This window comes from Modestobacter marinus, assembly GCF_011758655.1.
In the GTDB taxonomy this organism is placed as follows: Bacteria; Actinomycetota; Actinomycetes; order Mycobacteriales; family Geodermatophilaceae; genus Modestobacter; species Modestobacter marinus.
In genome coordinates this window covers 166,937-178,787 of sequence record NZ_JAAMPA010000003.1, presented here as the reverse complement: position 1 = coordinate 178,787, position 11,851 = coordinate 166,937, and the positions used below count along the sequence as shown (strand labels likewise).

The following is an 11,851-nucleotide window of genomic DNA, read 5'->3' as shown; positions in this document are numbered from 1 at the left end:
CCTCGCCGGAGGCCTCACCGGACGGAGGCGTCCGCGTCGACCGGGTGCCGTCGTCGGCCGCCCCGTCCGGTCGCCGCGAGGGCTCCGGTGGGGAGACCGGCGACGCCGGGCGTCCTCGTGACCACAGCGACGCCCACCACCCGGTTGCCATGCCTTGTTCCGCCTTCGCCGAGGGGGCTCAGGGGCCCCAGACAACACGCCTCGGGGAGGCCCAGCAAACCGGTGGACGTACCTGCAGGTGAGCGGCCAGGCACCCGGAGCGATCACCACCGCGATCGGGAGCGGCGCTCCCCCGCCGCCCGGACTCCGGCGTGACACCCCGTCTCCGGTATCTTCCGCCGGGGGCCTGCCGCCCTCCCGCTGCCTGTGGAGGAACCGTCGTGAAGACCCGTGACCTCGCGTACGTGGCTCTCTTCGCCGCGATCATCGCGGTGCTGGGCACGTTGCCCGCGATCAACATCGGCCCGGTGCCGATCACGGCGCAGACGCTGGGCGTCATGCTCGCCGGCAGCGTCCTGGGTGCCCGCCGCGGGTTCCTCGCCGTCCTGCTGTTCCTCGTGCTCGTGGCGATCGGTCTCCCGCTGCTGGCCAGCGGCGCCGGCGGGTTGGCCCCCTTCGCCGGGGCCTCCGCCGGCTACCTCTACAGCTGGCCGCTCGCCGCCGCCGTCATCGGCTGGCTCACCGAGCGGACCTGGTCCCGCTACAACGTCGCCGTCGGCATGGTGGCCAACGTCATCGGCGGCATCGTGGTCGTCTACGCGATCGGCGTCCCGGTGCTCAAGGCCGTCGCCGGGCTCCCGTGGGACACCGCGCTGTGGAGCGGCGCCGCCGTCTTCGTCCCCGGCGACCTGGTCAAGGCCTTCGTCGCGGCCGCCATCGCCGACGTCGTCCGGCGCAGCTACCCCGTGATCGAGCGTCCGCGGCGGGCCGCTGGCGCTCGGTGAGGTTCCGCCGTCCGGGTGCGGTGGACACCGCATCCGCCGCTGCTGAACCCGACCGCGGCATCGAGCTGCGGGGGGTCGGGCACCGGTACGGCGACCGGGTCGTGCTCGACGGCATCGACCTCACCCTGACCGAGCGCCGGGTCGGCGTGGTGGGCGCCAACGGGTCGGGCAAGAGCACCTTCGCCCGGCTGCTGAACGGCCTGGTCGTGCCCACGTCCGGACGGGTGCTGGTGGACGGGCTGGACACCCGCACCCAGGTCCGTGCGGTGCGCCGCCGGGTGGGCTTCGTCTTCCAGGACCCGGACGCGCAGATCGTGCACCCCACGGTCGCCGAGGACGTCGCCTACGGGCTGGAGAACCAGGGCGTGCCGGCCGAGGAGCGCGCCGTCCGCGTCGCCGAGGTGCTGGACCGCCACGGACTGGCCGGGCACGCCGACCACCCCGCGCACCTGCTGTCCGGTGGGCAGAAGCAGCTGCTGGCCATCGCCGGTGTGCTGGTCATGCGGCCGGCCCGGATCGTCTTCGACGAGCCGACGACGCTGCTGGACCTGGTCAACGCCCGCCGGATCGCCGAGCTGATCGCCGGCCTGGAGCAGCGGGTGGTCGTGGTGACCCACCAGCTGGACCTGCTCGACGGCTTCGACCGGGTCCTGGTGGTCGACGGCGGCCGGGTGGTCGAGGACGCCGACCCGCGGGTGGCCGTGTCCGCGTACCGGGCCCTCATGGCCGGCAGGTGACCCTCGCCCTCTACGTCCCGCGCCGCAGCCCAGTCCACCGGCTGCCGGCCGGGGTCAAGCTGCTCTGCCTCGCCGTCCTCGCCGTCGTGCTGTTCGCGCTGCCCACGCTGACCGCGGCGGGTGCGGCGCTGGCCGGGGTGCTCGGCGTGGGGCTCCTGGTGGCCCGGCTGCCGGCCGACGTGCTCGCCCGGCAGGCCCGCGCCGTGCGCTGGTGGCTCCTCGCGCTGCTGGTCGTGCACGCCCTCACCACCGACGTGCGCACCGGCGCGCACGTCGCGCTGCGGCTGCTGGCCCTGGTGCTGGCCGCGGCGGTGGTCACCGCGACGACCCGGGTGAACGAGATGGTGGCGGTGGTGGAGCGGCTGTGCGCACCGCTGCGGCTGCTCGGCGTCCGCCCGGCGCGGGTGGGCCTGGCGATCACCATGGCGCTGCGCTTCATCCCGGTGCTGACCGAGCGCGCCGAGCGGATCCGGGCCGCGCAGGCAGCCCGCGGCGGCTCGCCGCGCGGGTTGCTCGCGCTGCGGACGACCATCGCACCGCTGCTGGTGCAGGTGCTGCAGATGGCGCACGACGTGAGCGAGGCCCTGGACGCCCGGGGCGCAGACGACGCGCCGGCCCCGCGGCGCCGACGACCCCCACCACGGGAGGACCCATGACCCTGCTGGAGATCTGGCGGACCCCGACCGCGGCGGCTCCGATGGAGCGGGTCGCCGCCGCCCGGCTGCTGGCCGGCCGGGGACTGGACGGCGACCGCTACGCCCTGGGCGGTGGCACCTGGGCGCAGTACCCGGACCTGGAGAAGCAGCTGACGCTCATCGACCGGGACGACGTCGCCGCGGTCGCCGCCGAGGTGGCCGTGCCCCTCACGCCCGGCGACACCCGCCGCAACCTCGTGACCGCCGGGGTCCACCTGCCGTCGCTGGTCGGCCGGTGGTTCGCCGTGGGTGACGCGCTGCTGTTCGGCATGAAGCGCTGCCCGCCGTGCGCCCACCTGGAGCGGCTGACCGGGTCACGGCTGGTCAAGGCGATGGTGCACCGCGGCGGCATCAACGCCGCGGTGTTCGGCGGCGCGGAGATCGCCGAGGGCGACCCCGTCCGGGCGGTCACCGAGGAGGAGGCGGCCGACCGGGGCGCGCCGGTCGGCCCGGACCGACCGGTGCACCGCGTCGTCGCGCTCCCCGACTGACCTCCCCGCCACCCCGGGGGTCAGGCGCCGGCGGGCTCGTCGTGGTAGCAGCTCAGGAAGGTCTTCTCCTCCGGGGTGAGCCGGCGCGGCCGGTCCAGCGCGAAGTCGAACGTCACGAGCAGGGTGCTGCCGGTGACGGCCAGCCGGCCGTGGTCGAAGAGCTCGTAGTGGCAGGTGAACGCGGCCGCCCGGACGCCGGAGACCCAGATCTGCACCTGCAGCGGGTCGGCGTCATAGAGGACCGGCCGCTTGTAGGCGATCTCGTGGGACGCGACCACGATGCCCCGGCGCAGGCCGGTCTTCTCGTCGTGGGTGGGCTGGTCGAAGAACAGGTCCACCCGAGCCATCTCGAAGTAGCCGAGGAAGGCCACGTTGTTGATGTGCTGGTAGGCGTCCATGTCCGACCAGCGCATCGGGACGGCGACGGTGTGCCTCACGTCGGTCACCCTGCCTCATGGCCCGCGCACGTCCGCACCGACCCTGTTCCCCGTCGGGCCGTGCGGGCCTACGGTGCGGTGATGGACCCGTGGGCGGAGACCGAGCCGGGCGTGCTGGTGCTGCCGTCAGGACGCCGCGTCCGCGGTCGTGGCCTGCGGCGCCCCTTGCCGGAGGGGAGCCCGCCCCCGGCCTTCGGCCTGTACCTGCTGGGCCGCCCGCCGTGCCCCGTCCCGTGGGTCACCCGCTGGGTGTGCTGGCCGGACTTCCGGCTGCCCACCGCGCCCGGCGACCTGCACGAGGCGTTGCGCGAGCTGTGGCAGCGCGCGGGCACCGAGCGGGTCGAGGTCGCCTGCTCGGGGGGCACCGGGCGCACCGGGACGGCGCTGGCCTGCCTGGCGGTCCTGGACGGGCTGCCCCCGGCCCGGGCGGTCGCCTTCGTGCGCGGCCACTACGGCAGGCACGCGGTGGAGACCCGCGGCCAGGCCCGCTTCGTGGCCGGCTTCAGCGCCTGACGGCGGGCCCCCGGGCCGGCGGACGGAGGGGCCGCAGACGGCGACGGCCGGCCGGAGCACCCAGCTCCAGCCGGCCGTCACCGTGCCCGGTCACACTCCGCGGGCCCTCCGCAGGGCCCGCCGGCCCCTCCGCAGGGGCCCGCCGCGAGCGTGCGAGCGGTGGGGGGCGGAGGGGTCCTTCCTCAGTCGCGCGTGAGCTTCCGGTAGGTGGCGCGGTGCGGGCGGGCGGCGTCCGGGCCGAGCCGCTCGACCTTGTTCTTCTCGTAGTCGTCGAAGTTGCCCTCGAACCAGAACCACTTCGAGTCGCCCTCGTAGGCCAGGATGTGCGTCGCCACCCGGTCGAGGAACCACCGGTCGTGGCTCACCACCACGGCGCAGCCGGGGAACTCCAGCAGTGCGCCCTCGAGGCTGGTCAGCGTCTCGGTGTCCAGGTCGTTGGTGGGCTCATCGAGCAGCAGCAGGTTGCCGCCCTGCTTGAGCGTCAGGGCCAAGTTCAGCCGGTTGCGCTCACCGCCGGAGAGGACGCCGGCCTTCTTCTGCTGGTCCGGGCCCTTGAAGCCGAACGCGGAGACGTAGGCCCGCGACGGCATCTCCACGTTCCCGACCTTGATGTGGTCCAGGCCGTCGGAGACGACCTCCCACAGGCTCTTGGCCGGGTCGATGCCGCTGCGGCTCTGCTCGACGTAGCTGATCTTGACCGTCTCGCCGACCTTGATCTCGCCGTCGTCGGGCTCGTCCTGGTCGACCAGCATCTTGAACAGCGTCGTCTTGCCGACGCCGTTGGGCCCGACCACGCCGACGATGCCGTTGCGCGGCAGCGTGAAGGAGAGGTCGTCGATGAGCACCCGGTCGCCGAAGCCCTTGGTCAGGGCCTTGGTCTCGATGACCACGTTGCCCAGCCGCGGGCCCGGCGGGATCTGGATCTCCTCGAAGTCGAGCTTGCGGAACTTGTCGGCCTCGGTGGCCATCTCCTCGTACCGGGCCAGCCGCGCCTTGCTCTTGGCCTGCCGGGCCTTCGCGCCCGAACGCACCCACTCCAGCTCGTCCTTCAGCCGCTTGGCGCGCTTGGCGTCCTTGGCGCCCTCGACCTTGAGGCGGGTGGCCTTGGTCTCCAGGTAGGTGGAGTAGTTGCCCTCGTAGGGGTAGGCCCGGCCGCGGTCGAGCTCGAGGATCCACTGGGCGACGTTGTCCAGGAAGTACCGGTCGTGGGTGACGGCGACGACGGTGCCGGCGTACTTCTCCAGGTGCTGCTCCAGCCACGCGACGCTCTCCGCGTCCAGGTGGTTGGTGGGCTCGTCGAGCAGCAGCAGGTCGGGGGCCTCCAGCAGCAGCTTGCACAGCGCCACCCGGCGGCGCTCACCACCGGAGAGCACCTTCACGTCGGCGTCGCCCGGCGGGCAGCGCAGCGCGTCCATCGCCTGCTCGATGCGGTTGTCGAGCTCCCAGCCGTCGGCGTTCTCGATGACCTCCATGAGCTCGCCCTGCTCGGCCATCAGCGCGTCGAAGTCGGCGTCGGGCTCGCCCATGGCGGTGCTGACCTCCTCGAAGCGGGTGAGCGCCGCGCGGAGGTCCTTCACCGCCTCCTCCACGTTGCCGCGGACGTCGAGGTCCTCGTTGAGCGGCGGCTCCTGCTCGAGGATGCCGACCGTGGCGCCGGGGGCCAGCACGGTGTCGCCGTTGGAGGCGGTCTCCATGCCGGCCATGATCTTCAGGACGGTCGACTTGCCGGCACCGTTGGGGCCGACGACACCGATCTTCGCGCCGGGCAGGAACGCCAGCGTCACGTCGTCGAGGATCACCTTGTCGCCGTGCGCCTTGCGGGCACGGACCATGGAGTAGATGTACTGGGCCACTGTGGGTTGGAGCCTTCCGTCAGGTGCGCGAGCGGGGGCAGGGGCGGGGCAGCCGTTGCCGGCGTCCCCGGCCCCGCCCCGGCGTTCTCAGCTCCGATCCTCCCAGTCGGGGAGGCTCACGTCAGCGCCGGCACCGCGGTGCGCGCATCGGTGAGCTCGGAGTCCGCCTCGTGCAACGCCTCCTCCCCCACCTGGTAATCCGTGGACCGGCCGGCGTACGGGTCCTCCGCCGGCGCGTCCGTCGGCTCCTCGGCCGGCTCGGTCTGCGGGAGCGTCCGGGCCGACCGGCGGAAGTCGGCGACGCCCCGGGTCAGGTCCGGCCCGACGTGGGCGGCCCGAATCTGCGGCCGGCTGCGCCGCCCCTGGTCGCTCTCCCACTCGTGCGTGTAGATCTCCCCCGTGACGACCACCGGGTCGCCCTTGCTCAGGGTGTGCGACACGTTGCCGCCGAGGTCGCCCCAGCACTCGACGTCGACGAAGAAGGTGCGGTGGTCGGTCCAGGCCTGGGTCTCCCGGTCGAAGCGACGGGAGGTGGAGGCCATCCGGAAGTTGGTGACGCTGTCCCCGCTGGGCAGCCGGGTGCGCTGCGGGGAGTTGACGATGTTGCCGACGACGACGAGATCGGTCTCGTTCACGGTGCTCCTCAGGGTGCTGTCCCCCGGCGACCTGCCGGGCTGGGACCACCGTCCAGCGCGCGGACCCGGCGGGACAGGACTCCCGGCCGACTGTGGACGCGCACGCGCGCTGTGGACGACGGGCGCCGTCCTGTCGGGACACAGCGCTACGGCACACCACCCGGTCCGGGCACGATCGCCGGCACCGATGCGATGATCTGGCGGCGAGCGCCCGTAGCTCAGCGGATAGAGCAGGTGCCTTCTAAGCACTTGGCCGCAGGTTCGATCCCTGCCGGGCGCGCCACCTGACCGGGGACCGCCGGGCGGTCCGCCGGCCTGCTGCGCCGATGGCCCCGTCCGGCCGGGGGCACGGGGCGCCGATCGAGGCCGGCAGCAGCTCGGCCCCGCGCTCCGGCGTCAGCTCACGTCAGGTGCGGCAGCCGCAGGCAGCAGGGCGCTGACCGCGCGCCCCGCCGACCTGGCCTGCCGGACGCGTCCTACTCGTCCGGGTCCTCGTCCTCTTCCATGAGGTCACCCTCTTCGAGGATGCCGGTCTCGTCGGCAGCCTCGTCGTCGCCGCAGGCGGTCATGGTGAACGACGCGGCGGCGATGGCGACACCGGCGGCCGCGGAGCGCCACCGGTTCCGGCGGGTGGGGAGGGAGGTGCTGGTCATCGTTCTCCTCGTGGTCGATCGGCCGGGGCCGACGTCGGGTGTACGCACGGCCGACATGCCCGACGTCCCGCGGCGCCAACCCCCGGGTCACCGCCGTCGTCAGGGAAGCGGTGAGGCCCGGGGAATCGGCACGGGCCGGGCCGGACGGCCAGCGTGCGCAGGGCGTCTCGGCACCCGGGTCAGGGAAGCGTCCGGAAGGTGCCGGAGGCGACCACCGTCCGGTCCGTCCCGGTCTCCAGTTGGTAGTGGTAGGTCCGGTCCGGCGCGAGGCTGCGGGTGAGGGACAGCGGGACGACGTCGCCGCTGGTCGTCCGGTAGGTGTAGAAGCCGGTCTGCGAGCCGAAGGGCGACGCGGAGACCCGCAGCGTGGTCCGGGTCGTGTTCGAGGGGACGGACACCGACACCGTCACGCCGACGCGGGTAGGGGTGACGGTGTGCTCCCACGGCTGCGGGCCGGCCGCGGGCTCGAACCCGGCGATCGGGGTGGCGTGCCGGTCGAGGACGCCCTCGATGATCGTGCCGAACTGACCGTTGCGGGCGTGGCCGACCCCGGCCGGGTGCTCGTGCGACGTCTGGAACCCGCGGTCGGCGTACCAGGCCTCACCGACCTCGGCCCCGTAGGGACCGCTCAGCGAGTTCAGCCCACCAGGAGCGGACCCGTTGGTGTCGGTGTCCAGCGCACCGGTGTCCCAGTGCATGTGCACGTCGGCCCTGAGCGACGCGGGGAACGCGTCCGCGGCGACCGCAGGTGCGCCGCCCCCGCCGATCACGATGGTCCCGCCGCCGGTCAGGAGCTCCGGGTGCCGGGGGAACAGGAACCGGGTCGTCAGCTGCGCACCGCTGCTGTAGCCGCTCAGCCACACGCGGTCCCGGTCGATGTCGTACCGGCCGTGGACGGACTCGATCAGCGCGGCCAGGTGGTCGGCGTACCCGGTCGGGTCGCCACGCTCCCAGCACTGGCAGGCGCGGTTGGGGCTGGAGGGCACCAGCAGGACCATGTTGTTCCGCTTCGCCACGGCGACGACCCCGTCGACCCCACCGAGTGCGTAGCCGGCCGACGGGTTCTCGAAGCCGTACTCGCCGGTGCCGTCGGCGTAGACGAGCAGCCCGACCGGTCGGGACGTGTCGATCCCGCCCGCGTACAGGTGGTGCTGTGCGGTGTACCCGGCGCCGGTGAAGGTCTGGAACGTGCGGTCGGTGAGCGGGCCGCCTGATCCGCCGGTCGGGGCGGCAACGGACGGCGTGGCGGTGGCGAGCAGCGCGACCAGCGCTGCCAGCACGATGCGGAACGGGCGCACGAGGGCTCCAAGCGCGTTGAGGGGTTCGGACATCCCGCCGACGGGTGGCTGACCGACCCGTCTGTCCCGCGGCTGATGTCACAGGCCGGTCACAGCCTGCAGGGTCGGCGCGAGGAACGCTCGGGGAGGCCGGGAGAGTCTTCTCACCGTTCACCAGCCGGCTGCTGGCGGCGCGCGCCCGCGAGCGAGCGAGGCGGCCGCCGGCGAGCCCCTGACCGCACCGGCCGGGCCGGTCCGCACCCCGCCCGTCGGCACAGCAGTCGATAGCCTGGCCGGCCATGGGGCTCTTCGGGACGTTCACCTACAGCGACGGCGCCTGGACCAGCCCGGACGCCCCCCGCGAGCCGTACCTGGTCGTCGACGTCCACGACAGCGACATCGCCACCGTCGACTACCGGCCGACCGGGGACGGCGGCGGTCGCTGCTACCTCGGCTTCCAGCCCCGCGTCTACTTCGAGGACCCGACGGCCAGCGCCCCGGTCGACAACGACGCGGAGGCCCGCGGGCTCGCCTCCTGGGCGCGCCGGGCGACCGGGCGGGAGGTCGACCCGCAGGACGTCGCCGCGCTGCTCGCCCCGGACGACGAGGACGACGACCCGGAGGACCTCTTCGTCGAGGAGACCGTGCGGCGCCTGCTCGAGCTCACCGGCGTCCCGGTGCCCGAGGAGCTGACCGGCGAGGAGCCGTCGGACGGGGAGTGAGCCCGGCCCGCCCGTGTCCCCGGCCGCTGGGACGAGGCTGAGGACGATCCTGCTCTGGAAAGGCCCCGAGGGACTTCACCCGGGGGCTAGCGTGCAGGCATGCCCACGCACCGAGGGGCTCCAGAGACCGGCCAGCCCCGCCGGCACGACGACACACCCGAGGACCTCGGACAGGTGATGGGCCGGATCGCCCGGACGCTGCAGCAGGAGCACGGCGACGTCGAGGCCACGCTGTCCTCGATCACGGCCGCGGCGGTCGCCACGGTCCCCGGCACCGACATGGCCAGCGTCAGCCTCGTGATCCACCGCCACGTCCACCCGCACGCCGCCACCAGCCAGCTGGCCCGGGACATCGACGCCCTGCAGTCGGAGTTCGACCAGGGACCGTGCCTGGACGCCCTCCGCGAGGAGATGACCGTCCGGGTCCCCGACCTCGGTGCGGAGACCCGGTGGCCCCGCTTCGCCACCGAGGCCCACCGGCGCGGGGCCGGCAGCATGCTGAGCTTCCAGCTGTTCACCGAGGGCGACAACCTCGGGGCGCTCAACCTCTACGCCGAGCTGCCGGGCTCCTTCGACGCCGAGTCGGAGTCCGTGGGCCAGATCTTCGCCTCGCACGCCGCCATCGCGCTGTCCGCGGCCCGGCAGGAGTCGAACCTGCGCAGCGCGATGGACCGGCGGGACATGATCGGGCAGGCCAAGGGCATCCTGATGGAGCGGCACCGGCTCACCGCCCCTCAGGCGTTCGAGCTGATGGTCCGGGCGTCGTCGCACACCAACCGCAAGCTGTTCGACATCGCCGACGAGCTCACCAGCACCGGGGCGATGCCGACCGACTGACCGCGGGTCAGCCCGCGGCCCGCTCCGCCGGCGGCACCCAGCCGATCGCCGGTGCGACGTGCCGGGTGACCGTCTCCAGCAGGTGGGCGTTGTACTCGACGCCGAGCATGTTGGGCACGGTGATCAGGAGCGTGTCGGCGTCCCGGACGGCGGCGTCCTTGGCCAGTTCCTCGGCCAGCTGGTCGGGTTCGCCGACGTAGCTCTTGCCGAACCGGGCCCGGACCCCCTCCAGGATGCCGACCTGGTCCGCACCGCCCTGACCCGAGCCGAAGTACTGCCGGTCCTGGTCGCTGGTGATCGGCAGGACGCTGCGGCTGACCGAGACCCGCGGCTCGTGTGCCCAGCCGGCGTCGGCCCACGATGCCCGGTACAGGGCGATCTGCTCGGCCTGCAGCTCGTCGAAGGGCACCCCGGTGTCCTCCGACAGCAGCGTCGAGCTCATCAGGTTCATCCCCTTCTCCGCGGTCCAGACCGCGGTCTGCCGGGTGCCCGACCCCCACCAGATCCGCTGCCGCAGCCCCGGGGACTGCGGCTGGACGGCGAGCCGGGCGGAGGCGCCGCCGGTCATCCGGGGGTCGGCGTCCACGACGGTCTCACCGCTGACGGCGGCGAGGAACAGCGCCGTCTTCTGCCGGGCCAGCCCGGCGTCGTCGGCGCCCTCGGCCGGCACGTAGCCGAACGCCTCCGAGCCGCGCAGCGCCGTCTCCGGTGAGCCGCGGCTGATGCCCAGCTGCAGCCGCTCACCGCTGAGCAGGTCGGCGGCCGCGGCCTCCTCGGCCATGTAGAGCGGGTTCTCGTAGCGCATGTCGATGACGCCGGTGCCCAGCTCGATCCGGCTGGTCCGCATCGCCATCGCGGTCAGCAGCGGGAACGGCGAGGCCAGCTGCCGGGCGAAGTGGTGGACCCGCACGTAGGCGCCGTCGAGGCCCAGCTCCTCGGCGGCCACCGCCAGCTCCACGCTCTGCACCAGGGCATCGCGCCCGGTCCGCACCTGGGAGCCCGGGATGGGCTGCCAGTGCCCGAAGGACAGGAAGCCGATCTGCTTGTCCACTGCACTCACCTCTCGTCGTCTGCACGTCTGCGAGCACCGGTGGACCCGGGCGTGTTCCCGGTGCCCGGTGGGATGACGCAGTGGGATGACACGGCGGCGGATGGGCGTTGCCGGACGTGTCGAGCACCACAGTCAACCAAGGAGCAGTCACATGCGCGCGACAGTCGAGGGCACCGTCATCGCCGAGGCACCCGAGTCCGAGCTCGTCCGCATCGAGGGCAACTGGTACTTCCCGCCGTCGGCCGTCGCACCCGGCGCGCTCACCGAGAGCCCGACGGCCTACACCTGCCCGTGGAAGGGCCCGGCCCAGTACTTCGACGTGGTCACCCCGGAGGGCACCCGCAAGGACGGCGCCTGGAGCTACCCCGACCTCAAGCCCTCGGCGGTCGAGCGCGTCGGCCACGACTTCGCCGGCTACGTCGCCTTCTCACCGGGGATCACCGTGACGGCGTGACCGGCGGTGCGGGCGTACGGTCGGTGCCTGGTCGAACCTCCGGCCGTATCGCCCGCTCGCGGGGCTGTGCGGGTCGGCACCTCGACCCCCGGGCCCCCATAGGGACTGGCCATGTCGCTGCTGCTGACCACCGACCCACTCCCGACCACCGGGCCGGCCCCGTTCGAGGGGCTCGCCGTCTCCGTCGACCGGGTGCACGCCACCGTCGTGCTGCGCGGCGAGCTGGACCGCGACTCGGCCCACCACGTGACCGACGCACTCGCAGCCCTGGCCACCACCGGCCACGCCTGCTGGGTGATCGACACGAGCGGGGTGACCTGGTGTGACGCCGGCGGGCTCCGGAGCCTGGCCGCAGCGCACGCGCTGGCCGTGCACTCGGGCCGGCAACTGCGGCTCACCGGGCGCAGCCGCTGCGTCGACCGGCTCCTCCGGCTGAGCGGTCTGGACCGGTCGATCGCCGACACCGCACGACGGGCGCGCGCGCCGCTCCCGGACCTCACATGTGACACATCGCGGGCGGTGGGACCAGAGAGGTGACCCGTCACCGAACGT

The 11,851-nt window shown here is 73.5% G+C and carries 15 protein-coding genes and 1 tRNA gene; 10 read left to right on the top strand and 6 right to left on the bottom strand.

The genetic code is table 11. From position 1 onward, the window contains the following. Positions 1 to 380 precede the first annotated feature (380 nt). Genes FB380_RS21820 through FB380_RS21805 form a run of 4 tightly spaced genes read left to right on the top strand, consistent with a single transcriptional unit; the run spans position 381 to position 2,867 of the window. On the top strand, positions 381 to 944 hold the full coding sequence (locus tag FB380_RS21820; protein WP_166757461.1) for a biotin transporter BioY: 564 nt from the start codon (positions 381 to 383) through the stop codon (positions 942 to 944). Between the two features lie 20 nt (positions 945 to 964). Then, positions 965 to 1,681 carry an energy-coupling factor ABC transporter ATP-binding protein gene (locus FB380_RS21815; protein ID WP_229682277.1) on the top strand — a complete coding sequence of 239 codons (717 nt, stop codon included), beginning with the start codon at positions 965 to 967 and terminating at the stop codon, positions 1,679 to 1,681. After that, complete coding sequence (locus FB380_RS21810; RefSeq protein ID WP_166757459.1) at positions 1,678 to 2,337, top strand: energy-coupling factor transporter transmembrane component T family protein; 660 nt, start codon at positions 1,678 to 1,680, stop codon at positions 2,335 to 2,337. The genes FB380_RS21815 and FB380_RS21810 overlap by 4 nt, the downstream gene beginning before the upstream one ends. Further along, on the top strand, positions 2,334 to 2,867 hold the full coding sequence (locus tag FB380_RS21805) for an MOSC domain-containing protein (RefSeq protein ID WP_166757458.1): 534 nt from the start codon (positions 2,334 to 2,336) through the stop codon (positions 2,865 to 2,867). The genes FB380_RS21810 and FB380_RS21805 overlap by 4 nt, the downstream gene beginning before the upstream one ends. 20 nt (positions 2,868 to 2,887) lie before the next feature. On the opposite strand, the gene FB380_RS21800 is transcribed toward FB380_RS21805, so the two are convergent. Then, complete coding sequence (locus FB380_RS21800) at positions 2,888 to 3,313, bottom strand: acyl-CoA thioesterase (RefSeq protein ID WP_229682278.1); 426 nt, start codon at positions 3,311 to 3,313, stop codon at positions 2,888 to 2,890. A 72-nt stretch (positions 3,314 to 3,385) separates the two neighbouring features. Here FB380_RS21800 and FB380_RS21795 point away from each other — a divergent pair, with 72 nt between their 5' ends. Further along, entirely contained in the window at positions 3,386 to 3,817 is a 432-nt protein-coding gene (locus tag FB380_RS21795) for a protein-tyrosine phosphatase family protein (protein WP_166757457.1), read from the top strand. 182 nt (positions 3,818 to 3,999) lie between these two features. On the opposite strand, the gene ettA is transcribed toward FB380_RS21795, so the two are convergent. Both ettA and ssb read right to left on the bottom strand, forming a co-directional pair. Next, on the bottom strand, positions 4,000 to 5,670 hold the full coding sequence (gene ettA / locus FB380_RS21790) for an energy-dependent translational throttle protein EttA (protein WP_166757456.1): 1,671 nt from the start codon (positions 5,668 to 5,670) through the stop codon (positions 4,000 to 4,002). Positions 5,671 to 5,786: 116 nt separating this feature from the next. Beyond that, entirely contained in the window at positions 5,787 to 6,305 is a 519-nt protein-coding gene (gene ssb / locus FB380_RS21785) for a single-stranded DNA-binding protein (protein WP_166757455.1), read from the bottom strand. A 207-nt stretch (positions 6,306 to 6,512) separates the two neighbouring features. Between ssb and FB380_RS21780 the strand changes: the two genes are divergently transcribed. Then, positions 6,513 to 6,588, top strand: a tRNA-Arg gene (locus FB380_RS21780). Positions 6,589 to 6,781: 193 nt separating this feature from the next. Here FB380_RS21780 and FB380_RS21775 read toward each other — a convergent pair. Together FB380_RS21775 and FB380_RS21770 are read right to left on the bottom strand one after the other, a co-directional pair. Then, positions 6,782 to 6,958: a hypothetical protein gene (locus tag FB380_RS21775; RefSeq protein ID WP_166757454.1), complete on the bottom strand. Its 177-nt coding sequence runs from the start codon at positions 6,956 to 6,958 to the stop codon at positions 6,782 to 6,784. 179 nt (positions 6,959 to 7,137) lie between these two features. Beyond that, entirely contained in the window at positions 7,138 to 8,256 is a 1,119-nt protein-coding gene (locus tag FB380_RS21770; RefSeq protein ID WP_166757453.1) for an alpha/beta hydrolase family protein, read from the bottom strand. A gap of 278 nt (positions 8,257 to 8,534) precedes the next feature. On the opposite strand from FB380_RS21770, the gene FB380_RS21765 reads away from it, so the two are divergent. Together FB380_RS21765 and FB380_RS21760 are read left to right on the top strand one after the other, a co-directional pair. Beyond that, the gene (locus tag FB380_RS21765) at positions 8,535 to 8,957 is read left to right on the top strand and encodes a hypothetical protein (protein ID WP_166757452.1); all 423 of its coding nucleotides are present in this window, start codon (positions 8,535 to 8,537) and stop codon (positions 8,955 to 8,957) included. A 99-nt stretch (positions 8,958 to 9,056) separates the two neighbouring features. Continuing rightward, positions 9,057 to 9,794 carry a GAF and ANTAR domain-containing protein gene (locus FB380_RS21760; RefSeq protein WP_166757451.1) on the top strand — a complete coding sequence of 246 codons (738 nt, stop codon included), beginning with the start codon at positions 9,057 to 9,059 and terminating at the stop codon, positions 9,792 to 9,794. Positions 9,795 to 9,801: 7 nt separating this feature from the next. On the opposite strand, the gene FB380_RS21755 is transcribed toward FB380_RS21760, so the two are convergent. Next, a complete protein-coding gene (locus FB380_RS21755; RefSeq protein WP_166757450.1) occupies positions 9,802 to 10,845 on the bottom strand; it encodes an LLM class flavin-dependent oxidoreductase in 1,044 nt (347 codons plus the stop codon). 151 nt (positions 10,846 to 10,996) lie between these two features. Here FB380_RS21755 and FB380_RS21750 point away from each other — a divergent pair, with 151 nt between their 5' ends. Continuing rightward, entirely contained in the window at positions 10,997 to 11,299 is a 303-nt protein-coding gene (locus tag FB380_RS21750) for a DUF427 domain-containing protein (RefSeq protein WP_166757449.1), read from the top strand. A 111-nt stretch (positions 11,300 to 11,410) separates the two neighbouring features. Next, complete coding sequence (locus FB380_RS21745) at positions 11,411 to 11,836, top strand: STAS domain-containing protein (protein ID WP_166757448.1); 426 nt, start codon at positions 11,411 to 11,413, stop codon at positions 11,834 to 11,836. Positions 11,837 to 11,851: the final 15 nt, after the last annotated feature.

Bases quoted from the DNA above. Each gene is read 5' to 3' on its own strand.
- FB380_RS21775 (WP_166757454.1), bottom strand. From the start codon at position 6,958: ATGACCAGCACCTCCCTCCCCACCCGCCGGAACCGGTGGCGCTCCGCG.
- FB380_RS21760 (WP_166757451.1), top strand. From the start codon at position 9,057: ATGCCCACGCACCGAGGGGCTCCAGAGACCGGCCAGCCCCGCCGGCAC.
- FB380_RS21805 (WP_166757458.1), top strand. From the start codon at position 2,334: ATGACCCTGCTGGAGATCTGGCGGACCCCGACCGCGGCGGCTCCGATG.
- FB380_RS21750 (WP_166757449.1), top strand. From the start codon at position 10,997: ATGCGCGCGACAGTCGAGGGCACCGTCATCGCCGAGGCACCCGAGTCC.
- FB380_RS21765 (WP_166757452.1), top strand. From the start codon at position 8,535: ATGGGGCTCTTCGGGACGTTCACCTACAGCGACGGCGCCTGGACCAGC.
- FB380_RS21795 (WP_166757457.1), top strand. From the start codon at position 3,386: ATGGACCCGTGGGCGGAGACCGAGCCGGGCGTGCTGGTGCTGCCGTCA.
- FB380_RS21745 (WP_166757448.1), top strand. From the start codon at position 11,411: ATGTCGCTGCTGCTGACCACCGACCCACTCCCGACCACCGGGCCGGCC.